Raw genomic sequence first — 25,895 nt, 5'->3', positions numbered from 1 at the left:
GGGATTCAATCCAATGCCGTGGGAGGTGGTATGTGGGGAGCCTCCCGTACCCAGATGGAGGCACCCTTGTCCGGGGTCCGTGCACACATCTCCTCCCATCGTCCGCCCTGGCGCGCCTTGCTGGCCCTGGGGCTGCTGGCTGCGGCATCGGTGTCCTGCTCCAAGAGCAGCCAGGACCCCGCGGAGCGGCGAACGCTGTCGTTGAAGCCCTGCCGCCTGGAGGGGCTGGCCACGCAGGCCCAGTGTGGGACCTACGAGGTCTTCGAGGACCGGGTGGCTCGCACGGGCCGCAAGATTCCCCTGCGCGTGGTGGTGGTGCCGGCGCTGGCCGCGCAGCCGCAGCCGGATCCGTTGGTGCTGCTGGCGGGAGGCCCGGGCCAGGCGGCGTCGCGTTCGACGCAGGTGTTGATGGCGGTGGAGCGCATCCGCCGCAAGCGCGACATCGTGCTGGTGGACCAGCGAGGCACGGGGGACTCGAATCCGCTGAACTGCAAGACGGACGCGCCGGAAGAGGGGCTGTCCGCGCGGCTCGAGGAAGGCAAGGCGGCGGAGGAAGTGCGCAAGTGCCGCGAGGGCTGGGACGCCGACGTGCGGCACTACACCACGCCCGTCGCCATGGATGACCTGGACGAGGTCCGCCAGGCGCTGGGCTACGAGAAGCTCAACCTCTGGGGCGTGTCCTACGGCACGCGCGCGGCGCTCGTGTACATGCGGCAGCACCCGGAGCGCGTGCGGACCGCCATCCTGGATGGCGTGGCGCCCATGGGGTTGTACCTGCCGCTGTTCGCGCCCCGCGACGCGCAGCAGGCGCTGGACCGGCTGCTGGCGAACTGCGAGGCGGACGCGGCGTGTACCCAGGCGTATCCGAACCTGCGGTCCAGGACGGAGGCATTGCTGACGACGCTGGAGACCACGCCCGCGCGCACCCAGGTGGCGCACCCGCGCACCGGCGTGTTGGAGGAGGTCGTCCTGTCGCGCCGCGCCTTCCTGGCGCAGCTCTTCGCGCAGCTCTACAGCCCGGAGATGTCCTCCCTGGTGCCGTTGATGCTGGACCGGGCCACGCAGGGAGACTGGTCCCCCTTCGTCGCGCTCAGCGTGGGCCTGACGGAGAACCTGGGACGCACGGTGAGCCATGGCCTCTACTTCGCCGTCGTGTGCGCGGAGGACGCGCCCTTCTACGACGAGGCGGCGTTGGTGCGCGAGTCGCAGGGCACCTGGTTCGGTCCGACCATGGGCCGCGAAGTCCTCTCCGTCTGCGCGGACTGGCCGCGTGGGAGCCTGCCCCAGGGCTACCGCGAGCCGGTGGTGTCGTCGGTGCCCACGCTGCTCTTGTCGGGCGAGCTGGACCCGGTGACGCCGCCCGCGTGGGCCGAGGAGGCGAAGCGCACGCTCTCCAACAGCCTGCACGTGGTGGTGCCCGGCGTGGGCCACAACACGATTGGCGCGGACTGCGCGCGCACGCTGATGCTGGACCTGCTGACCCAAGGGAGCGTGGAGGGGCTGTCGTCCGCGTGCGGCACCACCCTCTCCCGTCCTCCCTTCTTCACCTCCTTCGCCGGCCCGGTGCCTTGAGGACGCGCGCGCCATGATTGAAGCCAGGAACCTGCACAAGCGCTTTGGCAAGAAGGTGACGGCGGTGGAGGACGTGTCCTTCACCGCGGAGGACGGCGTCATCACCGGCCTGCTGGGCCCCAACGGCGCTGGCAAGACGACGACGATGCGCATGCTCTACACGCTGGTGCGGCCGGACCGCGGCACCGCGCTGGTGGACGGCGTGGACGTGGTGCAGCGACCGCAGGAGGCCCGGCGGGCGCTGGGCGTGCTGCCGGACGCGCGTGGCCTCTATCCGCGCCTCACCGCCCGCGAGCACGCGCGCTACTACGGCGAGCTGCACGGCCTGTCCGGCGCCACGCTGGACAAGCGCGTGGATGAACTGCTGGACCTGTTGGACATGCGGGACATCGCGGACCGCCGCACGGAAGGCTTCAGCCAGGGCCAGCGCGTGAAGGTGGCCATGGCGCGGGCGCTGGTGCACGGGCCTCGCAACGTGCTCCTGGATGAGCCCACCAACGGCCTGGACGTCATGAGCACGCGCTCGGTGCGCACGCTGCTGCGACGGCTGAAGGATGAAGGCCGGTGCGTGGTGTTCTCCAGCCACGTGATGCAGGAAGTGGCCGCGCTGTGTGACCGCATCGTGGTGGTGGCACACGGGCGGGTGGTGGCGGACGGGACGCCGGACGCGCTGCGCGCGAGCACGGGCAAGGACAGCCTGGAGGAGGCCTTCGTGGCCACCATCGGCACGGACCAGGGGTTGATGCAATGAGCGGGCTGTCCTTCTCCGTCTTCCGCAAGGAGTTGAAGGACCACCTGCGCGACCGGCGCTCGGTGCTCACCTCGTTGATGTGGCCGCTGATTGGCCCCGTCGTGTTCATGGTGATGTTCAACCTGCTGGCCTCCTGGTACCGGCAGGACCGGCCGCTGGCGCTGCCGGTGGTGGGGCGGGAGCATGCCCCCAGCCTGATGGCCTTCCTGGAGCGCTACGGAGCGCAGTTGGAAGCGGCGCCGGAGGACTACGAGTCGCGCATCCGGGCGGGCTCGCTGGACGCGGTGTTGGTGGTGCCGGACGACTACGCCGAATCGTACTCGGCCGGGCGCACCGCCGAGGTGCAGCTCGTGGTGGACAGCTCGCGCCAGTCCGCGCGCCAGTCGGTGCTGCGCGCGCGGCGGCTGCTGGAAGCGTACGCCCACATGCTGGGCAACCAGCGCCTCTACGCGCGGGGCGTCTCGCCGGACCTGGCCATTCCCGTGCGGGTGCAGGAGGCGGACCTGTCCACGCCGGAGCGCACCGCGGCAGGGCTGCTCAACATGGTGCCGCTCTTCCTGGTCATCGCCGCCTTTGCGGGCGGCATGCAGGTGGCCAGCGACGCCATGGCGGGTGAGCGCGAGCGTGGCTCGCTGGAACCCCTATTGCTCAACCCGGCGCCCCGGAGCGCGGTGGTGACGGGCAAGTGGCTGGCCACCGTGGTCATGGCCGTCGCGGCGGTGTTGATTACGTTGGTGGCCTACATGCTGGTGGTGCGGCGCGTGCCCTTGGAGGACCTGGGGGTGAAGGCCCGCTTCGACGCGCCCGCCGCCCTGGGCATGGCCGCCGCCGTGCTGCCGCTGGCCCTGGCCGCCTCCGCCGTGCAGGTGTGGGTGTCCACCTATGCACGCTCTTTCAAGGAAGCGCAGACGTACCTGTCCCTCCTGATGGTGGTGCCCATGCTGCCGGGCATGGTGCTGGCCCTGTCTCCGCTCCAGCCGAAGATGTGGATGTTCGCGGTGCCGGTGCTGGGCCAGGAGGTGCTCGCGGGCGAGGTGATGCGTGGTGAGCCGCTGGGCGCGCTGCCGTTCCTCATCGCGGGCGCGTCCAGCATCCTGCTCACGGTGTTGTCGCTGGCGGTCACCGCGCGTTTGTTGTCCCAGGAGCGCATCGTCTTCGGCCGGGGCTGACGAGGGTCCCCATCGCGCCGCTGTTGCGTTACGCTCCGCACAACCTCTCAGGTGCCACTGTCGGCGGGTGGCGCTTGGGCGGCGGCCTGACATGACAGCCACGCGCCTTTGCCTTCCAATGGGGCCAGATGAAGCCAGAGCAAGACGCCTTGTTCCCTCCCGCGCCAGTATCCGTGGCCACCTCCGGGGGGGAGCCCCGATTCGGTACCTACCAGGGTGAGCTGCCTGAAGTGGACCTGCCGCGCCTGCAGGGGCAGTGGGCCCCGGGCCGCACCACGCGTCTGCTGAAGCGCAAGCGTTGGCACTACACCTTCGCGGCCACACCCGAGGTCGCCGCGCTCTTCGCGGTGGTGGACCTGGGCTACACGTCGAGCGCCTTCGCGGTGGCCCTGGACTTGCGCGAGCGCAAGCCGCTGTGTGACGTGAGCTTCCTGGGCACGCCCGGCCCCATGGTGGTGCTGGGCGACAAGCCCGGTCAGGGCCTCAAGGCCTCCTTCCGCACGCTGGGCGGACGGCTGTCGGTGCAGCGCGGCGAGAACGACGAGCGCTACCGGGTGGCGGTGGACGTCAGCCGGCTGCGCACCGGAAGCCTCCAGTCCTTCCAGTGGGAGGGCGACATGATGGTGGCCGGCGGCCCGCCCGCGCTCACCGTGGTCGCGCCAGTGGAGGGTGACGGCCTGGTCAACGTCACCATGAAGAGCAATGGCCTGCTCACCTTCGGCAGCCTGGAGGCGGGCGGGAAGCGCTTCCGGTTGGACGGAGGCGTGGGCGGCATGGACTACACGCAGGGCTACCTGGCACGGCACACCGCGTGGCGCTGGGCCTTCGCGTCGGGGCGGCTGGCGGACGGCACGCCGGTGGGCATCAACCTCGTGGAGGGCTTCAACGAGGGCAACGCGGACGCCAACGAGAACGCGCTGTGGCTGGGGGACAAGCTGTACCCGCTGGCGCGCGCCCGCTTCGAATACGACGCGAAGGACCTGATGGCGCCGTGGTGGCTGGCGACGGTGGATGGCGCGGTGGACCTGCGCTTCCAGCCCCTTCATGTGCACCGCGAGGACCGGAACCTGCGCCTCGTCGTGAGCCACTTCGCGCAGCCGGTGGGCTTCTTCAACGGCACGGTGCGCGTGGGAAGCCGCACGCTGGAGTTGTCCAACGTCCCCGGCGTCACCGAGGACCAGGACATGCTCTGGTGAGGTGCGCGCCCGCACTGGCGCGGGCTTCGCCAGTGGCACTCAGGGCGGCGGGCTGCCGTGGATGAGTTCGGACGTGAGCTGTCCCTCGGGAAGGGCGCGCTTCGTCCACTCCAGTGTGCCGCTTTCGGCGGCCCGCGCCTCCTCGGTGGCGTCGCTCGTGGTGAGCGTCAGGGCTCGTGGCCCAGCCGAGGGCACCCGGCGCAGCACCAGTTCCGTGGGCGCGGAGTGCACGTCGGCGGGCCGGTAGACGTCGAGCACTGCTTCCGCCGGGCCACCCGGGCGCAGCAAGTCGCGCACGGTGTCATGAACCGTGTCTTCCGTGGCCAGCCCTCGTTTCGATGTGAAGGTGCCCTTGAGTGCGCGCGAGCCCTGTCTCCCCTCGTAGCGGTACGCCGTCTCGGGAGCGGCGCGCGTGGGCGGTTGGGGCTCCCGTTCGCGGCGGAGCGTCACCTGGAGCGTGAGCCGCCCGTCTTCCGCATGCGCATGGCGCTGCTCCTTCAGCCGGCCCTCCTCATCCGTGACCGTGGTGATGGTGCGGTCCTCCGCGTGCGGGCCATTCGTGGCCTTTGGCAGCAGCAGGCTGGTGGAGACTTCCGTGCGCCGCGAGCCGCCCTCCAGCCTTTGCTCGGTGCGCCAGTCGAATCCCGCGAGCCGTCCATCTAGCTTCAACACGCGAAGCGCCTTCGTTCGCGCGGGCGTCCGGGCGGGGCCGGGAACCTTGAGTGTGGCGGCCAGTCCGGTGGTGACGCGGTGGAAGGTGCGCGCGTAGCCGGGCTCGTCATGGGCGCACAGCAGGGGGAGCTCCGGGCTCGCGCTCACCATCAGCTTGAGCCGTCCCGCGCTCACGCTGTCCCCGGAGGCGACCACCTCGTAGTCCACGTCCACGAACATCACCGGTGCGTCCGCGACGACGGTGACCTCCGTGGGAACCATGCTCCGGACCGTGACGCCCTTGTGGCCTTGCGCCGCCTTCGCCACCGCGAGCACCGCGCCCGCCGCGTCGATGGGGCGCTCGTACACGAAGCAGCTCAACGTGGCCTCGGTGCCCAGGGGAATCTCCAGGCGTGTGGAGCCCTCGTGCCGTGTCAGGCGGGGCGCGGAGGTGGCTTCCACCTCGGCGGTGAAGATGCCTTCCGCGGAGCTCACGCGCTGCCTGGGCAGCGGCGCCAACTCTCGGGCGAAGGGGCCTGTCGGCGTGGGCGGCGGCGGAACCTTCGCGGCAGGGGGCGGCTCGGGCACGGGCTGCTTGGGCCGGACCGTCGTCACGGACGGCCCGGCGCAGGCGGAGGTGAGGCACAGCAGCAGAGCGAAGCGCCGCATGGAGGAGTCCATGGCCGCGGCCTAGCTGGAAGTGGTCCGGGCGCGGCGTGACGCGACGATGTCGCGGAAGGAGCGGCTGCGCAGCTCCTCCAGCGTGAGGCCCGCGGCCAGCACCTCGTCCTGGGTGAGCGCGCCGCAGCTCAGGCCCCGCAGGAAGAAGTTGAGCAGGCCCTGCCCGGTGGCCGCGTCGTCGAAGACGTCTCCCACCAGCGTGGCCTGCGCGGCCTTCTCCATGAAGGCATTGAGCCTGCGCGAGGCCGCGTCCAGCCCCTCCAGGAAGAACGCATACACCGCCGCGTAGCGGACGGGGAGCTGGCCCGGGTGCAAGTCCCACCCCTGGTACCAGCCCCGCTCCAACGAGTGCCGGATGTGCCGGTACGACAACTGCCAGACCCGGTGAACCGCCTCCATGTTCTCCCGGCGCTCGGTGGGCAGCAGCGGCTCGTCCTGCTTCACCCGGTGCGGTGGCACCGGCATGACGTTGGTGGCGCCATCCGCCAGCCGGATGCCCGTGCCCGCCAGCGACACCTGCACCAAATCCCGCAGGAAGTCGCAGGCCGGGTGCCGCATCGTCTGCGCATGCGCGCTGACGCCCAGCGCGGCGGTGTAGTCGTACACGCCCAGGTGGACGCTGGTGCAGCGGCCCGCGCTCGCGGCCACCAGCGTGGGCAGGTGCAGCCGGCCCTGCTGGTCGAAGAGCGCCTGGGGTGTCTCCACCATCAGCTCGATGCCCACCGTGCCCACCGTCAGCCCGTGCCGCGTCTCCAGCACCTCCAGGACGCGAGCGAGCGCCGCCACCTGCTCCGGCAGCGACACCTTGGGCAGCGTGACGACGAAGCCAGGCGGCAGCTTCCCACCCGAGCGCTCCAGCAGCGTGGTGAGGAACAAATCCAGCGTGCGCGTGGCGCGGTCGAACAGCTCCTCGGTGAAGGACTTCACCCGGATGCCGATGAAGGGCGGCAGCAGCTCCTGGGCCAGCCCGCGCGCCATCTCCTCCGCGGCGGACACGGCGTGCCCGTCCTCCTCCGCGTCGGAGCGGTGCCCGTAGCCATCCTCGAAGTCGATGCGCAGGTCCTCCACCGGCTCGTGCTCCAGCTTGGCCACCACGCGCGCGTAGACGCGCTGGGCGAAGCGGCCGCGCTGGGGCAGTCCCAGCCCGTGGGCCAGCACGGGCGCATCCGGTGCGTACGACTTGAGCGTGTTCAGCGCGATGCCGCCCAGCTTCCGGGCCGTCTCCGCCCGGAAGAGGTGTGCGCCGCCGTACACCACGTGCACCGGCTGCCGTTGGGTCGAGTCCCCGGGGTAGGCGCGCTCGAACCCCGCGTTGGCCTGCCGCAGGGCCTCCCGCACACCCGAGAGGCTCGCTTCTGTCAGCGTCGTCTTCACGGCTGGCGCTTCAACCACGCGGAGACCTCGGGCATGCAGCGCTCACGCAGCGCCACATCCTGGGACAGCCGCTCCAGCGTCTGCGCCGTGGCCTGCTGCGCCTCGGGGATGGGCTGGGCCTTGAGCAGGGCCTGCATCTGCTCCAGGTGCTCGCGCGTGCGCAGCATGCCCATGGCCTCGACGATGCGGCGCAGCAGCATGGGGGCGCCGCCGGTGCGGGCCACCACGTCCTTCCATTGCGTGCGCATCTGTGCCCACCACGCGTCACGGCCGACGCGGTTGCCCAGCAGCCCCGCCACGAAGCTGGCCACGTCCTGCGTCTTCACCGTGTCCGTGTAGAGCAGCCCGCGCGCGCGCTCGGTGAGCTCCGGGGCCTCGAAGGCGGTGAGCGCCATCAGGTAGCGGCGCTGCGTGGCCGGGTCGGGCTCGGACGGAATCTTCTGGAGGAAGGTGTCGAAGAGCGCCGCGTCGCCCGCGCGCGCCACCATGCCCACCGCGGCGTCCAGCAGGTTGGGCTCCAGCGCGTCCCGTTGTCCCTGGAGCATGCGCTCCACGCGGGGCCGGGCCTCGGCGAGCGCGTCCTGGCTGCGCGCCAGGCCACCCACCGCGCGCACCAGCGACGCGCGCCGCAGCTTCACCCGGTCCGCCTCGTTCGGCGCGGACTGCCAGCCCAGCTTCTTCAGCCCCGGCCCCAGCAGCTTCTCCACCCACGCGCGGAAGCGGACCTGGTCCTCGCCGTCCGTCAGCCGGCCTTCGATGTAGGCCAGCCGGCCCACCAGCTCGTCCAGGACGGAGTCGTCCTCCTCGTCACCGAAGCGGCCCGTCAGGTCCAGCAGGTCCGCCACCGATGCCTGTCCCGCGCGCACCAGCGCCCACTGGTCCGCCAGCAGGGCGGTGCGCTCGGCGGGGGCCAGCGACTTCAGGTTCGTCGCCAGCTTCTCCAGGCCCGGCTTGTCGTAGGCGACCCGGTAGAAGCCGGTGGAGCCCGCGTTGGCCGTCAGCCACTTCACCGCGCCTTCGCCCTCCAGCTTCACCGTGGCCTGGGCGTCCCGCAGCAGCACGCGCTGCTCGCGCACGCCGGTGCTGTCCTCGTAGCGCAGCACCACCGGCACCGGCCACACCTCAGCGCTCTGCACACCGGGCTCGCTGTAGTAGCGCCGCTGCGACAGCGACAGCCCGCGCCCGTCCAGCGCTGCCGTCACCAACGGGAAGCCACTCTGGCCCACCCACGCGGTGGCCAGCTCCTCCACCGGCTGCTTCGCGGCGTCGCCCAGCGCGTTCCACAAGTCTTCCTTCACCGCGTTGGCGCGCGCGTGCTTGCGCATGTACTGGCGGATGCCCTCACGGAAGGGGCCTTCCCCGAGGAAGCCCTCAATCATCCGCAGCACCGCGCCGCCCTTCTCGTACGTAATCGCGTCGAAGCTCTCACCGGCCTCGCCCGCGTTGCGCACCTCGCCGTGGATGGGGTGCGTGGACTTGAGCGCGTCCAGGTGCAGCGCGCTGGCGCGGTGCGCGTCGAAATCCAGCCACATGCGCCACTCGGGGCGCCACTGGTCCACAATCTTGAAGGCCATCCACGTGGCGAACGCCTCGTTGAGCCACAGGTCGTCCCACCACACCATGGTGACCCAGTTGCCGAACCACTGGTGCGCCAGTTCGTGCGTCACCACCTCCGCCACGCGCTTCTTCACCGACAGCGGCGCGGTGGCCGGGTCCAGCAGCAGCGCCACCTCGCGGTAGGTAATCAGGCCGGCGTTCTCCATGGCGCCGGCCTCGAAGTCGGGGATGCCCACCTGGTCCAGCTTGGTGAAGGCATACGGCAGCCCGAAGTAGTCCTGGAGCCTGGGCAGCACCGCCAGCGCCACGTCCTGGCCGAAGCGCGTCAGGTGCGCCTTCTCCGGCAGCGCCCAGGTCCGCACCGGCACGCCCTGCACGTCCTGCGCGTCCGTGCCCACCAGCGGGCCCACCACCAGGGCGATGAGGTAGCTGCTGAGCACCTCCGTCTCCTGGAATGTCACCGCGCGGAGGTTGCCCTCCTGCGTGTCCTTCACCACCGGGCCATTGCCCAGCACGGTGAGCCCCGCCGGGACGCGGACGGTGAGGGCCCAGCGCGCCTTGAAGGCGGGCTCGTCGAAGCAGGGGAAGAGTCGGCGCGCGTCGGCGGCCTCGAACTGGGTGGCCGCCACCTTGCCCGCCTGGTACAGGCCGCGCAGCCCTTCCGTGAAGCGCCCCGTCCACGCGACGTCCAGCGACGCGGCACCCGTGGGCAGCGCTTCATCGAAGCGGAGCACCACCGTCTCGCTCGCCTGCGCGGGCTGGATGGAGGCCGGCTTGCGCTGCTGGCCACCGGCGCGGAACGTCACGTCGCTCAGCTCCAGGGCGATGCCGTGCAGGATGATTTCGTTCGACGGCGCCGCCACGTCCAGGTCGATGGTCTGCTGGCCGGAGAAGGACTTCGCGTCCAGGTCCAGGGTCAGCGTGGCCGCGTAGCGGCGGGGACGGATGGAGGTCGGCAGGCGGAAGTTCTTGTCTTCGGTCGGATGCGCCATAGGGATGCGGAATCTAGCCTCCGCGCCGCCGCCTGCCTGGACTTATGTCAGGGGTGTCCGCAGTCACACCCTTCCTGGCCCCGGAACGCCGGGGCCGGGTTGGGCGGGGCACCAGTTGGTGGAAGAGGCTGGATTCCCGCTGGAAGAAGCCTTCCGTGTGGAAGGAAGCGGGCAGCTCCAGCAGAAGAAAGTCCAGGTGGTGACACAGCTCGTGCAGCAGGGTGCGCAGGTAGGTGCGGAAGGCCACCACCCGCGCGTGCTTCGCGGTCCGCATCCACAGTTGGATGCGAGGGCGACGGCCCCGCTCCAGGGTGTACATGCCGTGCAGCTCGCCGGTGGTGGAGGAGGGGCGGACCTCCAGCACCTCCACCCGCGGCGCGAACAGGTCCAGCCGCTCGCAGAGGGCGTCGCTCAACCGGGCGGTGGCGTGCTCGGTCTCCGGTTGCCGGCCCGTGGCCAGGGCTTCGCGCAGCGCGGCCACCAGGGGCTCCAGCGTGCGGGGCTCGCGGAGCCGGAGCGCGCTCACCGAATCACTCATCCGGTAGACGCGCTGCTGGGCGGGCGTGAGGTTGTCGTAGTAGGCGAAGGGCACGGGCGAGTCGGTCCAGCCGGAAGCTTCCCACCCGCGCCCTCCACTGGCTACAGGCCGCCGGCCTCCAGTGCGCCGCCCAGCCCGGGGAAGGGCTTGGTGAGCAGAGCCTGGAAGACGATGTCCTCCAGGCGAATCTGCGCCGGGAGCTGGGGCAGGGTGAGGCCGGAGCGGACCACCGTGTTGCTGACGATGACCCAGACGCGCCGCCGGCCGATGGCGTTCTTGAGCGCCGGCGCGTCGATGCGCAGGGGCGTGCGCGAGTCCGGCTGGAAGGTCCGCTCCGCGAGGATTTCCGCCGCCGTGTCGTAGTAGGCCGGCCGGTTGAAGTTCGTGTAGAGCCGCGGGTTGTCCGGCGTGGCGGTCCCCGTGAGTGACAGGCGCGCGGACGTGCGCAGGGTGAGCGTGGGGGAGGGGTTGACCACCACGAGGGTGGCGGAGACTTCGTTGACGATGATGTCCAGGTCCTGCGTGTTGACGGACTCCTCCGGCAGGTCGAGCGCCACCTCCGCGTAGACGGGCTCCAGCAGCGAGGTGACGGGCACCACCTGGTCGAAGGGCTCGGTCTGGATGGCAATCTCCGCCGAGCACGCGGACAGCAGCAGCACGCAGGGAAGCAGCAAGGCGCGCATCATCATCGGAAGCTCCAGGACAGGTCGACGACGGGGAGGACGGGCAGGCTCTCTCCCGGCAGGGCCGGGTCGCTCATGTCCACGTAGGTGGCGCCCACGCCCAGGCCAAAGTGCTCGCCGCCGTAGCGGATGCCCGCCGCGGCGCGCAGGGTGGAGCCGCCCTTCACGCGCACGCCCGCCTCGCCCACCACGGACCAGTGGCCCGCGAAGTTGAAGGCCAGCGCGCCGGTGAAGGACAGATAGTCGGACGTGTAGAGGCCGTAGCGCGCCTCGCCCTGCACCAGCACGGGGCCCAGCGAAAGGCCGTAGACGCCATAGAAGGACGGGCCGGACAGCTCGGGCTCGAAGCGCTGGAGCGCCGGTGTGTCCGCCCCCGACGTCACGACGTCCGAATAGACGGAGGCGCCCACGAAGTGCGTGTAGCGCGCGCCCAGCACGACGCGGTGGGGACCGGCGGCCATCGCCCAGCGCAGGCCCACGTTGGGCGCCAGCAAGGCGTTGGCATACATCGACGTGTCCACGGCCAGCCCGGCGAACAGCGGCAGCGCCGTGCGCTGGAGGCCCAGCACCGGCGCGTCGATGACCTCCGCCGCGTCGGTCGTCAGCAGGCGCGCGGTGTTGGTTCGCACGCCGCCGTCATCGTGTTCATTGGCGGAAGCCAGACAGGGGGACAACAGGACCGCGAGCGCACAGGCCGCGAGCGAAGGAGGTTTCAATCCACGGGCTCCGGAAGGAGGGAGTGCTCCGCACGTTAGGCTGACTTTCCTCCGGGCCGATTGCCTGCCTGGTCTGATGTGCTGCAACAGCCGTCTGGCGCGTGCTTGTGGTCGGCGAGAAGACCTCGCTCTCATCACGCCTGCTCATGCGAGCCGTGTGAGGGAGCGCGGCGCAGGTCCGGACAGACGGTGTTCTCGTTTGCGGTCCACAGGGTGGGGCACATACCCTCTGCCTCACGTGGAAGGACGTTCCCCAGAGCAGGCCCCGGCCGGCCCGGAGCCACGCGAGCAGGTGCTGGCGTTGCTGCGCCGGTATGGCTGGAACGCCACCTCGTTCCAGGTGCTCCAGCCCGGCTTCCAGTACTGGTTCGACCCGGCGGGCGACGCGTGCGTGGCGTACGTGGACACGGGCGGTGCCTGGGTGGCGGCCGGGGTGCCCATTGCCGCGCCGGAGCGGCTGGCTTCGGTGGCGGAGGGCTTCCGCGTGGCCGCGCGAGCAGTGGACCGGCGCGTGTGCTTCTTCGCCACCGAGCCGCGCTTCATGGAGCTGGCCCCCATGGCGTCGCTGCCCATCGGCGAGCAGCCCGTCTGGGACCCGGTCCACTGGGACGACGTGGTGCGGGGCAGCCGCAGCCTGCGCGAGCAGCTGCGCCGCGCCCGCGCGCGAGGCGTGAAGGTCCGCGAGGTGCCCGTCACGGAGCTGGGGGACCCGCTGCACCCCACGCGGCGAGCGGTGGAGCTGCTGAAGGCACGCTGGCTGGCGTCCCGTCGCATGGCGCCCATGGGCTTCCTGGTCCAGCTTCGTCCGCATGCCTTCGCGAGCGAGCGGTACGCCTTCGTCGCGGAGGTGGAGGGCGAGGTGGTGGGCTTCCTGTCGGTGTCGCCCGTGTATGCCCGCGAAGGCTGGTTCCTCCAGGACCTGCTCCGGGACCCGGAGGCGCCCAATGGCACCGCGGAGGCGCTGGTGGACGCGGCCATGCGCGCGGCGGCCGCCACCGGGCGGCGCTACGTGACGCTGGGACTGGCGCCGCTCGCGGGGCCGGTGCGGCCATGGCTGCGACTGGCGCGGGCGTGCGGCCGGCCGCTCTTCGATTTCGAGGGGCTGCGCACCTTCAAGGGGAAGTTCCGCCCCGACGCCTGGGTGCCCATCCATCTGTCCTATCCCGAGCCACGGGGCGGGCTGGCGGCGGTGTACGACGCGCTGCGGGCCTTCGCGCAGGGCGGCCTGTTGCGCTTCGGCATCGCCACGCTGCTGCGGCGCCCGCGCCTGCTGGTGCACGCGCTCGCCGTGCTGCTCGTTCCGTGGACCGCGCTGCTGGCGCTGCCCTCCACGGCGCGCTGGTTCCCGTCCGTCCAGGTGCAGTGGGCGTGGGTGGTGTTCGACGTGGGCCTGACGGTGGGACTCTTCTCGTTGGTGCGGCGTTGGCGGGATGCCCTGGCCACGGTGCTGGGCGGGCTGACGGCGGCGGACGCGTGTCTGACGTTCGTCCAGGCCGTCACCTACAACGTGCCGCTTGCCCGGAGCCCGCTGGACGGGGCCCTCATCGCCCTGGCCGTGCTCGCGCCAGCGACGGCGTCCGGGTTGCTCTTCAGCTCCCGCGACCTGCGCCTGCCCGGACGCTAGCCGTCAGATGTACGCGCCGCTGTCGGGCATCTCGTCCTCCGTGGGGACGGTGGCGCCATGGCCGGGGTGGAGGAACACCTCACCATGGTCCACCCGCGCCACCAGGTGGAAGCTCACCATGAAGTCGCGGCTGGGCGGCCAGCCCTGCTCCAGCTCGAAGTGCGTGTCTCCGATATGCACCACCGTGCCGAGCCTCCGCCCGTGCTCGTCCCTCACGGCCATGCCCTCGCGCAACTCACCCGGGTCCCACATGACGCCCTCCTTTCGCGAAAGATGCACGCGCCCGGGATGTTCGGCAGCCCACTCAGAGTGTCTGCCATTGCTCCATTGATGGACAGTCTTGCGAACACACCCTGGACCGCGGGGCGGGGGTAATGCTGTTTCCCAGAAAGAGCTGACCCCGGCCGGACGCCGCGACTTCCTCGCGGCGTGGAGCGTGGCTGGTGGGGAGGGGAGACCATGCGCCCGCCGTGTGGCGTTGCACTGTCGCTCGCCGTCCTGCTGTTCGCCCAGTCCGGGCAGGCCCAGCCAGCCGAGAGGAAAGCGGTGTCCCTGCCCGCCGACCTGCCGCCGGGCGTGTCCAAGGTCCTGTGGAAGCTCTCCGTCCCGGACCAGCTCGCGCCCACGCCGGAGCGGGTGCTGCTGGGCGAGAAGCTCTTCAACGACCAGCGCCTGTCGGTGGACAACACCGTGTCCTGCGCCACCTGCCACGATGCCCGCTTCGGCTTCACGGACGCGAAGCCGGTGTCGGAGGGCGTGAAGGGCCAGAAGGTGACGCGCAACAGCCCCACCCTCCTCAACGCGCTCTTCAGCGCCTCCCAGTTCTGGGACGGCCGCGCGTCCACGCTGGAGGACCAGGCGAAGCTGCCCATCCTCAACCCGCGGGAGATGGGCATGCCCGACGAGGCGGCGGTGGTGGCCAAGGTGAAGGCCATTCCGGAGTACGTGAGGGACTTCCAGAAGGTCTTCGGCCGCGAGGTGAACTTCGACGACCTGGCGACGGCCATCGCCGCTTTCGAGCGCACGCTGTACTCCGGCAACGCCCGGTTCGACCGCTTCATCACCGGCGACGCGAAGGCGCTCACCGCCGCGGAGCGCCGGGGCTGGGCGCTCTTCAACGGCAAGGCCCGCTGCAATGCCTGCCACGCGGGCAACGTGGTGTCGCCGCTGTTCAGCGACCAGAAGTTCCACAACATCGGCATCGCGGCGCACAAGCAGGACTTCGTGAAGCTCGCTCGCGAGGCCCTGAAGGTGGTCCGCACCGGCGACGAGCAGCAGATTGACGAGCTGGCGCTGGAGACGCGCTTCTCCGAGCTGGGGCGCTTCCTGGTGACGAAGCAGGAGAACGACGTGGGCGCCTTCAAGACGCCCACGCTGCGCAACATCGCCATCACCGGTCCGTACATGCACGACGGCTCCCTGGCGACGCTGTGGGACGTGATGGACCACTACAACAAGGGCGGCGTGCCCAACCCATACCTGGATGGCGGCATGCAGCGGCTGGGGCTGACAGAGGGGGAGATCGACGACGTGGTGGCCTTCCTGAACACCCTCACCGACGAGCAGTTCGCGAAGTACGCCACCAAGGAGCAGGCCCGGCAGCGCGGACTGAAGAACCAGCGCCCGGAGCGAGACACCGCGGTGGCGATGGGGAAGAAGGGGAATCTGGGAGACCTGGCCCCCAACCCTGACCTGTCGGTGAAGAACCCGGCGGACATCGGTGTGTACGGCACCGAGACGCTCGTGAAGCCCGCCTCGACGTCCAGGCCCTAGGAGACGCCGCCATGGGGAACAAGTTCCGCAGCATCGAGACGAAGCACCACGCAGAGCGCGACGCCTTCTTCGACGACCTCAAGAAGCTGGACCGCCGCGCCTTCCTGCGCGTGGCGGGCATCTCCGCCGGCATCGCCGCGGGCATGGGCCTGCGCACGCCGCACAGCTTCCAGTGGGTCAACGTGGCGGAGGCGCAGGAGACGAAGCCGCGCTTCTCCTTCGCGTATATCTCCGACACGCACCTGTACGAGAAGAAGCTCAACGACCGCTTCGTGCGCGCCATCCTCAAGGCCGTGGATGATGTGAACGGGTTGGATCCGCAGCCGGACTTCGTCCTCTTCGGAGGTGACCTGGCACAGTTGGGCAAGCCGGGCGAGCTGAAGCTGGGCGCGGAGATTCTGAAGGCCGTGAAGGCGCCCGTGCGGCTGATGGTGGGCGAACACGACTGGTTCCTCGACATGGGCGAGCTGTGGACGGACCTGTTCGGCCCGCCGAACTATTCGTTCGACCACAAGGGCGTCCACTTCGTGGTGCTCAACTCCATCCTGGAGAAGGACTTCTGGACGGAGCGCAAGCTCATGCCCGAGGAGCGGATGCAGATTGTCGCTGGCCTGGACAATGGCATCCAATCCCGTTTCGAGGTCGGCGCGCCGCAGCGCGAGTGGCTGCGTCAGGACCTGGCGAAGGTGAACAAGGCGACGCCCATCATCGTCTTCAGCCACTCACCGCTCTACAAGTACTACCGGCCCTGGAACTTCTGGACGGACGACGCGGACGAGGTGCAGGCGCTGTTCAAGCCATTCCAGACGGTGACCGTCATTCACGGCCACACGCACCAGCTCCTCAGCAACCGCATTGGCAACATGAGCTTCCACGGCATGTTGTCCACCGCGTGGCCCTGGCCCTACGCGCCGGAGGGCCTGCCGCGGCTGACGGTGCAGATGAACCGCTCCGACCCCTTCAGCCAGTTCGACGGCTGCGGAGACGGGCGGATGGACGTGCTGGAGTCGGGGATGGTGGACAAGCTGTACAACCTCTGGGAGCGCAACCCCATCACCGTGCGCGCGAGCTATCTCGCGTCGCGTGGGAAGCAGGATGTGCCGCCCCGGACCAAGCTGCCGAGCTACTGAGCGCGAGGGACACCATGACCTTCCGGATGAAGCTGCTTGTGGGAACGGGCGCCGTGCTGTCGTTCGTGGGAGGCGCGGCGCTGGCCACCGGCCCCGTGCTGCCGCCGCCGAAAGCGGCCGCCCAGGGCTCCGAGGTGAAGAAGCACGAGCTGCCGGTGTCGAAGGACGGCAACCTCGTGGTGGGCTTGTGTGACGGCGAGACGTCCATGGAGGTGAAGGGCGTCAAGGCCGGCCAGTCCCTGACGCGCGCGCAGGCGCAGCATGTATCGGGCGCGCTGATGGAGGAGTGGCTGCGCAAGAACCCGAACGCCAACTGGGACCCGGCGCCCATGATGGCGCAGGCGCCCGCGCCGGGCTCCACCACGCCGCGCACACAGCAGCCGCGCACGCCTGCGCCTTCGGCCGGTGAGTCGGTGCGCCCCGGCGGCGTGACACCGGAGAGCGGCGGCTCGCAGGTGAAGAAGCAGATTGCCACGCCCATCCAGGACGGCCACACCTATGGCGCGTTCTCCGACCGGGACGAGGCCATCTGGGCCGCCTCCACGGAGCAGTTCGTGGACGAAGGCCACCGCGTCTTCCATGACGCCCAGGCCATTGGCGGCACGGTGGGCATCTCCTGTGACATGTGCCACCCGGACGCGTCCAACACGCATCCGGAGACGTATCCGAAGTACCAGGTGCAACTGGGCCGCGTGGCGCTGCTTCGCGACATGATCAACTGGTGCATCGAGAACCCGGCGCGCGGCAAGCCGCTGGCGGATGGTGACCCGCGGATGCGCGCCATGGAGGCGTACATCTACGCCAAGCGCAAGGGTGTGAAGCTGGACTACGGGAAGAAGTAGGCCCGCTCAGCGCCCCAGGCCCGGCACGGCGTCACGCTTCCGCTGGAAGAGCCACCGAGGCTCCCACAGCGGGCGCGTGGCCTGGACGACGGAAGGCTGGCTCAGCAGCACCGTGAGCAGTGCCCCCGCTCCCAGCGCGAGGGCGACGCCCACGGGCCCCTGGAGGGACGCGTACGCGCCCACGTGCTCGGCGGCGCGCACGACGAAGCCGTGCAGGAGGAAGGGCGCCAGGCTCCGTCCACCCAGCCGCGTGAGCGCGCTTTCCTGACGCGGGCTGAGCGTGAAGAGTGCCCATGTCAGCGCCAGTGCACCGCAGAAGAGCGCCGCGCGCGCCGCCATGCCCGTGAGCGCTGTGGCACCGAGCACCGCGTAGCCGCTGCTCCCGTAGAGCCACTGCGGCGCGGGCGCGGGCAGTGCTCCCATGGCCACCGCCCCGACGCATGCGCCCAGGCCCATGGCCAGGGACGCCGCGAGCACGAGGCGCCAGCCCCGGGTGTTTCGAGGGGCCAGCAGCCACTCCCTTCGCGTCAGGTGACCGGCGACGAAGCAGGGGAGGAACACGAACGTCCGCGACAGGCCGAACAGGTAGCCCACCCAGGGCAGCAGGCCCGCGACGAGCGCCAGCGCCACGGCCCACATCAGCGGCTTGGGCAGGCGGAGGAGCAGGGGCAGCACCAGCCGCCAGCACCCGAGGCTCAGCAGGAACCACAGCAGCCAGTACGGCTGCACCAGCCAGTGGGAGCTCCAGCCCCGGCCGAGCACCCACGCGTCGAAGGCGACGTACAGCACCTGGAACACGGCCAGCGGCGCGAGCTGCCCCCAGGCGACGGCGCTCAGCGCGCGTGGCCCGCTGTCCGCGCGGGACAGGTGCCCGGAGAGGAACGCGAAGGCGGGGATGTGGAACAGGTACAGGCCGGAGTAGAGCGCCTTCGCGAGCGGCTCCCGGCCGAGCAGGGGCTCGAGCGCATGCCCCATCACCACCAGGGTGATGAGGATGCCTCGCACGTTCTCGAACAGCGGGATGCGGCCAGCGGTCGTCACAACCTCAGTAGAGAAGCCCATCTCGAGGCTGAATGGGAGGGGGGCGCTCCGTTTCGGCACGCACACCCCGCTCGCCCGCGCGCGTGTGTCAGGCAAGCACGCGGACCGGAGATGCAAGTGTCCTGGAGCGAGCAGCGGCGCTCTGGGCGCTACTCGGGGCCCTGGAACCCTCCGGCCCGGAACGTGAGGACCAGCGTGTCCCGGTGGCCGGTGTCTCCCTGCGGTTGGATGGGCGTGCTCTCGTGAATCACGCGCGCATCATCCAGCAGCAGCGCGGACCAGGGCTCCGTCAGCGTGAAGCGCAGGCCGTTGGGGCCGTCGGCTTCGAAGACGCGCGTCTCACCGCCCTTGATGCCCTCGCGGCCCACGAGCAGCACGGCCACGAAGTCCACGCCGTCCCGGTGCGCGCCCTCGGGGGTGGGCCGGCCGATTCCGTCGGTGGTGTCGATGCGGAACTGGTGGGCCTCGACGTACCAGGGGCGCTCGCCCTTGAGCTGGGAGCAGCACGCGGCGATGCCTCGAATCAGCCCCGCCCACACCGGCTGGGACACGATGTCGGGCTGCACGGGCTCGAACCAGCGCTCCATGCCGCCGTGAAGCGCGTTGTATTCCACCGGCTGCCAGTGTGCGCGGTGAGGCACCTGTGTCACCGAGTCGCCGTCCACGATGAAGCAGGAGTGCCGTCGTGAGCGGTAGCGGCCACCATCCCGGAGGAAGCCATCCAGCGGCAGCTCGTTCCAGGACGGCCGCAGTGCGTCCAGCGCGGGCGAGTCGATGCCCGCGAGCTCGCAGAGGCCGTCGCGGGTGAGCACGGCGTAGCCATGCTCGCTGAGGGCCGTGGGGACTTCGGACGTGGGGGTGACGGGGGGCTGGAAGCTCATGGGCGTCGGACTCAGTGAGACGGGCCCGCGGAGGCGGGGAGGGGCTGGGGGAAGGGAGCCGGAGGCGTGCGTTTCAAGGCCTCGCGGGAGTCGTTGTCCCGGGTGGGGACGCACACGGTGAAGCCATCCACCACGCCGCAGGTGACGCGGTCGCCCAGGCGCTGGAAGCGCGGCAGCGTGGGGCCTCCTCCCGCCGCGAGGAACCACCGCACTCCGCGCGCCGCGCCCACCCAGGGCCAGAGCCGCTCCCCCTTGTCGCTGGGTCCTGTCATCACCACCTGCTTCCACTCCTGAGGTCACCACGTGCGGAGCCGGCCGTTCCGGGGGGGCGTATGTGGCGGGACCCATACTCCCTTGCAGGCCATCACCGCCAGTCCCGATGCGATGCACGCGCGACGGGCGCTCGCGGCCCCGCCAGCACGGCCGCCGTGGCACAGGCGTCAAGGTCGGGGGAATGAGCGGCGGCTCGGCCTGTTGGGGGGCCACCTCGGGCATCGGGAGATGAGGACATGAGAAGGGCATACGTGGCGTCGTTGCTGACCGGGCTGTTGACCTCCTCCGTGGCGACGGCCGAGGCACCACCCCAGGACCCCTTCCTGTGGCTCGAGGAGGTCCAGGGCGAGAAGGCGCTCGAATGGGTTCGCGCGCAGAACGCGCGGACGCTCGCGGTGTTGGAGAAGGACCCGCGCTTCGAAACCTTCCACGCCCAGGCGCTGGAGCTGCTCACCTCCACCGACCGCATTCCCTCGCCCGGCTTCCGGGCTGGTGGTGTGGACAACTTCTGGCAGGACCGCGGCAACCCCCGAGGCATCTGGCGGCACACCTCGCTGGACGGCTACACGCGCGCCCAGACACCGTGGGAGACGGTGCTGGACGTGGACGCGCTGGCGAAGGCCGAGAAGGCCAACTGGATCTGGAAGGGCAGCAACTGCCTGCCTCCCGCGGACCAGCGCTGCCTCGTCTCCCTGTCCAACGGAGGCAAGGACGCCGTCGAGCTGCGCGAGTTCGACGCCGCCGCGAAGCACTTCGTGGAAGGCGGTTTCCGGGTCCCGGAGGGCAAGCTGTCCGCGTCCTGGCTGGACTCGGACACGCTGCTGGTGGGGCGCGACTGGGGCGGGGACACGCTCACGGAGTCGGGCTATCCCTTCGTGCTCAAACGTTGGACGCGTGGCACGCCGCTGACGGAGGCGCAGGAAGCCTTCCGGGGTGAGCGCACCGACGTCTCCGCGTCTCCCTTCCTGTTGCGGGACGCGGACGGCGCGTTGCAGGCGGTGCTGGTCAACCGCGCGGTGACCTTCTTCGAGTCGGAGTACTACCTGCTGGGAGACGCGGCGCCCGTGCGGCTCCCGTTTCCCCGGAAGTCCTCCCTCCAGGCCTTCGTGGACGGGCAGGTCGTCTTCACGATTGAAGAGGACTGGGGCCGCTTCAAGCAGGGCGCGCTGCTGGCATACCCGTTGGCCGCGCTGAAGGCAGACCCGGCGAAGGCGAAGCCCACGCTGCTCTTCCAGCCGGGAGCGCGTCAGGCCATCGAATCGGTGGCGGCGACGCGGGGCCAGGTGCTGGTGAGCCTCTATGAGGATGTGAAGGGCGCGCTGGATGTCTACACGCCGGGGAAGAACCGTTGGAGCCGCAAGCGGCTGGCGCTGCCGAAGAACGCCTCGGTCGCCATCACCGCGACGTCGTCATCGCATGACCGCTTCTTCGTGAAGTCCCAGGGCTTCCTCGCGCCGACGTCGCTGTGGCTGGCGGATGCGAAGGCGGGCACGGTGAAGAAGGTGAAGTCGCTGCCCGCGCGCTTCGATGCCTCGAAGCTCCAGGTGGACCAGTCCTGGGCGAAGTCGAAGGACGGCACCCGGATTCCGTACTTCCTGGTGCGGCCGAAGGCGCGGAAGCTCGACGGCACGCTGCCGACGCTGGTGTATGGCTATGGCGGCTTCCAGGTGTCCAAGCCGCCCGTCTACCTGCCGGAGGAGGGCAAGTTGTGGATGGAGCGCGGCGGGGCCTACGTCGTCGCCAACATCCGGGGCGGAGGCGAGTTCGGTCCGCGCTGGCACCAGGCGGCCCTGCGGGAGCACCGCCAGCGCGCGTTCGACGACTTCGCGGCGGTGATGGAAGACCTGGTGCGGAGGAAGGTCAGCTCCCCGCGCCACCTGGGCATCTACGGCCGCTCCAACGGCGGTGTCCTCACCAGCGTGGCGATGACGCAGCGCCCGGACCTGTTCAACGCGGCCGTCATCGAAAGCCCGCTCATCGACATGATGCGCTACCACCTGCTGCCAGCGGGCGCGTCGTGGGTGGGGGAGTTCGGCAACCCGGAGGTGCCCGGGGACGCGGCGTTCATCTCGAAGTACTCCGCCTACCAGAACCTCCGCGAGGGCGTGCGCTACCCCGCGCCGTACATCACCACGAACACGAAGGATGACCGCGTCCACCCGGGCCACGCGCGGAAGTTCGCGGCGCGCCTGGAGGCCATGGGGCTGCCGTACCTGTATTACGAGAACACCGACGGCGGGCACTCCAACGACGCGGACCCGCTGCTCAACGCGCGCCGGTGGGCACTGCACCACGTCTACCTGTCCCGGCAGTTGATGGACTGAACGCCCGGGGGCATGCGGCCGGGCAGGTCCATGCTGTCAGGAACGTCCAGAACCCCTGGTCTTCACCGCGCTACATTCCCGCGTCATGGAAAACCTCCCTGACGCCGTGGAACCGAAGCTGGGAAGGCCATGCTGCTGACGCTCTCGACGACGCATCATCCCGCGACCGACCTCGGGTACCTGCTCCACAAGAACCCGCACCGCCCGCAATCCTTCGAGCTGTCCTTCGGACACGCGCACGTCTTCTATCCCGAGGCGACGGAGGCGCGCACCACGGTGGCGTTGCTGCTGGAGGTCGACCCCGTCGGACTCGTCAGAGAGCGTCGCGGACCTTCGGGCGAAGGCGGTGTGCTGGAGCAGTACGTGAATGACCGGCCCTACGTGGCCTCGTCGTTCCTGAGCGTCGCGCTCGCACGCACCTTCCGCAACGCGATGTCGGGCAGCAGCAAGGAGCGGCCGGACCTGGCCGGGCAGCCGCTTCCGCTGGTGGCCCGCCTCTCCGTGCTTCCTTGTCGCGGTGGCGAGCCCTTCCTGCGGAAACTCTTCGAGCCTCTGGGCTACACCGTCACCGCCACGCGACATGCGCTGGACGAGACAGTCCCAGACTGGGGCCACAGCCGCTACTTCACCGTCACGCTGGAGGCCCACACACGCCTGAGCGACCTGCTCACGCACCTCTACGTGCTGATTCCCGTGCTGGATGACGACAAGCACTACTGGGTGGGCGACGAGGAGGTGGAGAAGCTCCTGCGGCACGGGGAGGGCTGGCTGGCGGCGCACCCGGAGCGGGACATCATCACCCGGCGCTACCTGCGTCACCGCAAGAGCCTCGCGCGTGAAGCGCTGGAGCGGCTCTCCGGTGACGAAGCGCCCGAGCCGGAGGAGGGGACGCAGACGCGCAATCAGGAGGAAGCCGCGCTCGAGTCGCGGCTGAGTCTCAACGAGCAGCGACTCCAGGCGGTGGTCGCCGTCCTCAAGGAGAGCGGTGCCACGCGCGTGGTGGACCTGGGCTGCGGCGAGGGCAAGCTGCTCCGGGCCCTGCTCAAGGAGCGGCAGTTCACTGACATCCTCGGCATGGACGTGTCCTTCCGTTCGCTGGAGATTGCCCGGGACCGGCTGGACCTGGACCGGATGCCGGAGCTTCAGCGCCGCCGGATACAGCTGCTCCACGGCTCCCTCATGTACCGGGACGCGCGGCTGGCTGGGTACGAGGCCGCCTCCGTCATCGAGGTCATCGAGCACCTGGACCCGCCGCGCCTCGCGGCCTTCGAGCGCGTCCTCTTCGAGTCCGCCCGTCCCAACGTGGTGGCGCTCACCACGCCCAACGCCGAATACAACGTGCGCTTCGAGTCGCTCCCCGTGGGCACCTTCCGTCACCGCGACCACCGCTTCGAGTGGACCCGGGCCGAGTTCGAATCCTGGGCTCAAGGCATCTGCGAGCGCTTCGGCTACAGCGTTCGTTTCCTCCCCGTGGGTCCCCTGGACCCGGACGTCGGTGCGCCGACCCAGATGGCGGTGTTCGCGCGATGAAGCTCACGATTCCTGAACTCTCCCTGGTCCTGCTCATCGGTCCTTCCGGCGCGGGCAAGTCCACCTTCGCGCGCCGGCACTTCAAGCCGACCGAGGTCCTGTCGTCGGACACCTACCGGGGCATCGTCTCCGATGACGAGAACAGCATGGAGGCCACGAAGGACGCGTTCGAGACGCTGCGCTTCGTCGCGGCCAAGCGGCTGGCGCGGGGGCTGCTCACCGTCATCGACGCGACCAGCGTGCAGCCAGAGGCGCGCAAGCCCCTGGTGGAGCTCGCGCGCGAGTTCCACGTGCTGCCAGTGGCGGTGGTGCTCGACGTCCCCGAGAAGACGTGCCAGGAGCGCAACCGCCAGCGGCCTGACCGGACCTTCGGTGCTCACGTGGTGCGCAACCAGCTCCAGCAGATGCATCGCTCGCTGCGAGGGCTGGAGCGCGAGGGCTTTCGCCACGTTCACGTGCTGAAGCCGGAGGTGCTGGAGGCCATCGAGTTCGTGCGGCAGCCGCTGTGGAACAACCGCAAGCACGAGCACGGGCCCTTCGACATCATCGGCGACGTCCATGGGTGCCGGGAGGAGCTGGAGGCGCTGCTGGGCAAGCTGGGCTACGAGGTGCGTCCACGCGCGGATGGGACGCCAGGGTTCGACGTGCGTCCGCCCGAGGGCCGCAAGGCCATCTTCGTGGGAGACCTGGTGGACCGGGGGCCGGATACCCCGGGCGTGCTCCGGCTCGTCATGGACATGGTGGCGGCGGGTAGCGCGCTGTGCGTCCCGGGCAATCACGAAGTGAAGCTGATGCGCAAGCTGCGCGGCCGGGATGTGAAGGTGTCCCACGGGCTTGCCCAGTCGCTGGAGCAGCTCGAGCGCGAGCCGCCTGAGTTTCACAAGGCGGTGGTGGACTTCATCGATGGGCTCGTCTCGCACTACGTCCTCGACGAGGGGCGGCTGGTGGTGGCGCACGCGGGCCTCAAGGCGTCCATGCAGGGCCGTGGTTCTGGCCGGGTGCGTGAGTTCGCCCTGTACGGGGAGACGACGGGCGAGACGGACGAGTTCGGTTTGCCCGTGCGCTTCAACTGGGCCGCGGAGTACCGGGGCAAGGCGGCGGTGGTGTACGGGCACACGCCGGTGCTGGAGGCGGACTGGCTCAACAACACGCTCTGCGTGGACACGGGCTGCGTGTATGGCGGCAAGCTGACGGCGCTGCGTTATCCGGAGAGAGAGCTCGTCTCGGTGACCGCGGCGCGGGCCTACGCGGAGTCCATCCGGCCGCTGGGGGCCGCGGTCACGCCAGGGGGTGGGCTGAGCGCGCAGCAGGTGCATGACGACCTGCTGGACATCGACGATGTGCGGGGCAAGCGCGTGGTGACGACGCGGCTGAGCCAGAACGTGACGGTGCGCGAGGAGAACGCCACGGCGGCGCTGGAGGCGATGAGCCGGTTCGCCATCGACCCGAAGTGGCTCATCTACCTGCCGCCGACGATGTCTCCCTCGGAGACGAGCAAGGCGCCGGGCTATCTCGAGCACCCGGCGGAGGCGTTCGCCTACTACCGCAAGGAGGGTGTGGCGAAGGTCGTGTGCGAGGAGAAGCACATGGGCTCGCGCGCGGTGGTCGTGGTCGCCCGCGATGAGGCCGCGGCGCGGCGACGCTTCGGCGTCACGACGGGCGAGCTGGGCGTCTGCTACACGCGCACAGGGCGTCGCTTCTTCTCGGACACGGGGCTCGAAGCCGCGTTCCTCGAACGGGTGCGCGCGGCGCTTACCGCGTCGGGTTTCTGGGAAGCCCACCAGACGGACTGGGCGTGCCTCGACGGGGAGCTGATGCCCTGGTCCTTCAAAGCCCAGGAGCTGCTGCGAGACCAATACGCTTCGGTGGGGGCGGCTTCACGCGCGGCGCTCACGGACGTGGTGTCGGTGCTGGAGCAGGCGGTGGGGCGCGGGCTGGAAGTAGGGGAGCTGGCCGCACGCTTCGCCGAGAAGGCGCGCAGCGTGGAGCGGTACGTGGAGGCATACCGGCGCTACTGCTGGCCCGTGCATTCGCTGGAGGACGTGCGGTTCGCCCCGTTCCACCTGCTGGCGACGGAAGGGGTGGCGCACATGGACAAGGACCATGTGTGGCACATGGAGACGCTCGCCCGGGTGTGCCAGGTGGATGCGACGTTGCTGGTGGCGACGCCGTTCCGCGTGGTGGCGCTGGAGGATGAAGCCGCGGTGGCGGAGGGCGTGCGCTGGTGGGAGGAGCTCACGGCGCGAGGAGGCGAGGGCATGGTGGTCAAGCCGCTCGACTTCGCGGTGCGTGGGCGCAAGGGGCTGCTCCAGCCGGCCATCAAGTCACGAGGTCCGGAGTACCTGCGCATCATCTACGGCCCGGAGTACACCGCGCCCGCGAACCTGGAGCGGCTGCGGCAGCGGGGCCTGTCCACGAAGCGCTCCCTGGCGCTGCGCGAGTTCGCGCTCGGGGTCGAAGGCCTGGAGCGGTTCGCGAGAGGCGAGCCGCTGCGCCGCGTGCACGAGTGTGTCTTTGGTGTCCTCGCCCTGGAGAGTGAGCCGGTGGACCCTCGGCTTTGATGTAGGCTCGGGGCGGGAGCGACAGTCGCCACTGGA

Annotated in this window: 21 protein-coding genes; 11 read left to right on the top strand and 10 right to left on the bottom strand. The window is 70.2% G+C overall.

Going from position 1 to position 25,895, the window contains the following annotated elements; genetic code table 11:
• The first annotated feature begins 54 nt into the window (after positions 1 to 54).
• The 4 genes from FMP39_RS00680 (at position 55) to FMP39_RS00665 (ending at position 4,688) form a co-directional block, all read left to right on the top strand.
• Positions 55 to 1,572 (top strand): alpha/beta hydrolase, encoded by a 1,518-nt coding sequence (locus FMP39_RS00680; protein WP_141588108.1) that lies wholly within the window; start codon positions 55 to 57, stop codon positions 1,570 to 1,572.
• 13 nt (positions 1,573 to 1,585) lie between these two features.
• Positions 1,586 to 2,323, top strand: coding sequence for an ATP-binding cassette domain-containing protein (locus FMP39_RS00675; protein WP_141253215.1), 738 nt, complete (start codon positions 1,586 to 1,588; stop codon positions 2,321 to 2,323).
• A complete protein-coding gene (locus FMP39_RS00670; RefSeq protein ID WP_141588107.1) occupies positions 2,320 to 3,492 on the top strand; it encodes an ABC transporter permease in 1,173 nt (390 codons plus the stop codon). The genes FMP39_RS00675 and FMP39_RS00670 overlap by 4 nt, the downstream gene beginning before the upstream one ends.
• Before the next feature lie 128 nt (positions 3,493 to 3,620).
• Positions 3,621 to 4,688: a DUF2804 domain-containing protein gene (locus FMP39_RS00665; RefSeq protein ID WP_141588106.1), complete on the top strand. Its 1,068-nt coding sequence runs from the start codon at positions 3,621 to 3,623 to the stop codon at positions 4,686 to 4,688.
• Between the two features lie 39 nt (positions 4,689 to 4,727).
• On the opposite strand, the gene FMP39_RS00660 is transcribed toward FMP39_RS00665, so the two are convergent.
• Genes FMP39_RS00660 through FMP39_RS00635 form a run of 6 tightly spaced genes read right to left on the bottom strand, consistent with a single transcriptional unit; the run spans position 4,728 to position 11,793 of the window.
• Positions 4,728 to 6,008, bottom strand: a complete 1,281-nt coding sequence (locus FMP39_RS00660) for a hypothetical protein (protein ID WP_228557526.1) — start codon at positions 6,006 to 6,008, stop codon at positions 4,728 to 4,730.
• Between the two features lie 21 nt (positions 6,009 to 6,029).
• A complete protein-coding gene (locus FMP39_RS00655) occupies positions 6,030 to 7,394 on the bottom strand; it encodes a phosphoenolpyruvate kinase (RefSeq protein WP_194858176.1) in 1,365 nt (454 codons plus the stop codon).
• Complete coding sequence (locus tag FMP39_RS00650; protein ID WP_141588103.1) at positions 7,391 to 9,943, bottom strand: M1 family metallopeptidase; 2,553 nt, start codon at positions 9,941 to 9,943, stop codon at positions 7,391 to 7,393. Before FMP39_RS00650 ends, FMP39_RS00655 begins: the two co-directional genes overlap by 4 nt.
• Before the next feature lie 13 nt (positions 9,944 to 9,956).
• Positions 9,957 to 10,535 (bottom strand): Wss1p-related putative metallopeptidase, encoded by a 579-nt coding sequence (locus tag FMP39_RS00645; RefSeq protein ID WP_141588102.1) that lies wholly within the window; start codon positions 10,533 to 10,535, stop codon positions 9,957 to 9,959.
• 47 nt (positions 10,536 to 10,582) lie between these two features.
• Entirely contained in the window at positions 10,583 to 11,170 is a 588-nt protein-coding gene (locus FMP39_RS00640) for a hypothetical protein (protein ID WP_011556745.1), read from the bottom strand.
• On the bottom strand, positions 11,167 to 11,793 hold the full coding sequence (locus FMP39_RS00635) for a hypothetical protein (RefSeq protein WP_228557525.1): 627 nt from the start codon (positions 11,791 to 11,793) through the stop codon (positions 11,167 to 11,169). Before FMP39_RS00635 ends, FMP39_RS00640 begins: the two co-directional genes overlap by 4 nt.
• A 163-nt stretch (positions 11,794 to 11,956) precedes the next feature.
• Here FMP39_RS00635 and FMP39_RS00630 point away from each other — a divergent pair, with 163 nt between their 5' ends.
• Positions 11,957 to 13,504 (top strand): DUF2156 domain-containing protein, encoded by a 1,548-nt coding sequence (locus FMP39_RS00630; protein ID WP_141588100.1) that lies wholly within the window; start codon positions 11,957 to 11,959, stop codon positions 13,502 to 13,504.
• Between the two features lie 3 nt (positions 13,505 to 13,507).
• Here FMP39_RS00630 and FMP39_RS00625 read toward each other — a convergent pair whose 3' ends face one another.
• A complete protein-coding gene (locus FMP39_RS00625) occupies positions 13,508 to 13,756 on the bottom strand; it encodes a hypothetical protein (RefSeq protein WP_020477966.1) in 249 nt (82 codons plus the stop codon).
• 207 nt (positions 13,757 to 13,963) lie between these two features.
• Here FMP39_RS00625 and FMP39_RS00620 point away from each other — a divergent pair, with 207 nt between their 5' ends.
• From FMP39_RS00620 to FMP39_RS37280, 3 genes are read left to right on the top strand one after another with little or no spacing between them, the layout of a single operon-like run.
• Positions 13,964 to 15,277, top strand: a complete 1,314-nt coding sequence (locus tag FMP39_RS00620) for a cytochrome-c peroxidase (protein ID WP_141588099.1) — start codon at positions 13,964 to 13,966, stop codon at positions 15,275 to 15,277.
• Positions 15,278 to 15,288: 11 nt separating this feature from the next.
• Positions 15,289 to 16,407, top strand: coding sequence for a metallophosphoesterase (locus tag FMP39_RS00615; protein ID WP_141588098.1), 1,119 nt, complete (start codon positions 15,289 to 15,291; stop codon positions 16,405 to 16,407).
• 26 nt (positions 16,408 to 16,433) lie between these two features.
• Positions 16,434 to 17,249, top strand: coding sequence for a c-type cytochrome (locus FMP39_RS37280; protein WP_368667053.1), 816 nt, complete (start codon positions 16,434 to 16,436; stop codon positions 17,247 to 17,249).
• A gap of 6 nt (positions 17,250 to 17,255) precedes the next feature.
• Here the strand turns inward: FMP39_RS37280 and FMP39_RS00605 are convergent, their stop codons facing one another.
• From FMP39_RS00605 to FMP39_RS00595, 3 genes are all read right to left on the bottom strand, one after another.
• Positions 17,256 to 18,290 (bottom strand): acyltransferase family protein, encoded by a 1,035-nt coding sequence (locus FMP39_RS00605; protein ID WP_141588097.1) that lies wholly within the window; start codon positions 18,288 to 18,290, stop codon positions 17,256 to 17,258.
• 149 nt (positions 18,291 to 18,439) lie between these two features.
• Positions 18,440 to 19,171: a 2OG-Fe dioxygenase family protein gene (locus FMP39_RS00600; protein WP_141588096.1), complete on the bottom strand. Its 732-nt coding sequence runs from the start codon at positions 19,169 to 19,171 to the stop codon at positions 18,440 to 18,442.
• Positions 19,172 to 19,182: 11 nt separating this feature from the next.
• Positions 19,183 to 19,443 carry a hypothetical protein gene (locus FMP39_RS00595; RefSeq protein ID WP_141588095.1) on the bottom strand — a complete coding sequence of 87 codons (261 nt, stop codon included), beginning with the start codon at positions 19,441 to 19,443 and terminating at the stop codon, positions 19,183 to 19,185.
• A 237-nt stretch (positions 19,444 to 19,680) separates the two neighbouring features.
• Between FMP39_RS00595 and FMP39_RS00590 the strand changes: the two genes are divergently transcribed.
• The 3 genes from FMP39_RS00590 to FMP39_RS00580 all read left to right on the top strand — a co-directional run bounded on the left by FMP39_RS00590 (position 19,681) and on the right by FMP39_RS00580 (position 25,859).
• The gene (locus FMP39_RS00590; RefSeq protein WP_141588094.1) at positions 19,681 to 21,768 is read left to right on the top strand and encodes a prolyl oligopeptidase family protein; all 2,088 of its coding nucleotides are present in this window, start codon (positions 19,681 to 19,683) and stop codon (positions 21,766 to 21,768) included.
• Between the two features lie 129 nt (positions 21,769 to 21,897).
• A complete protein-coding gene (locus FMP39_RS00585; protein ID WP_141588093.1) occupies positions 21,898 to 23,298 on the top strand; it encodes a 3' terminal RNA ribose 2'-O-methyltransferase Hen1 in 1,401 nt (466 codons plus the stop codon).
• The gene (locus tag FMP39_RS00580; RefSeq protein ID WP_141588092.1) at positions 23,295 to 25,859 is read left to right on the top strand and encodes a polynucleotide kinase-phosphatase; all 2,565 of its coding nucleotides are present in this window, start codon (positions 23,295 to 23,297) and stop codon (positions 25,857 to 25,859) included. The genes FMP39_RS00585 and FMP39_RS00580 overlap by 4 nt, the downstream gene beginning before the upstream one ends.
• Positions 25,860 to 25,895: the final 36 nt, after the last annotated feature.

Origin of the sequence: Myxococcus sp. AB056, from assembly GCF_006547365.1 — a bacterium.
Classification (GTDB): domain Bacteria; phylum Myxococcota; class Myxococcia; order Myxococcales; family Myxococcaceae; genus Myxococcus; species Myxococcus virescens.
The sequence above is the reverse complement of the archived record's forward strand: the minus strand, read 5'-3'. Positions and strand labels throughout refer to the sequence as shown.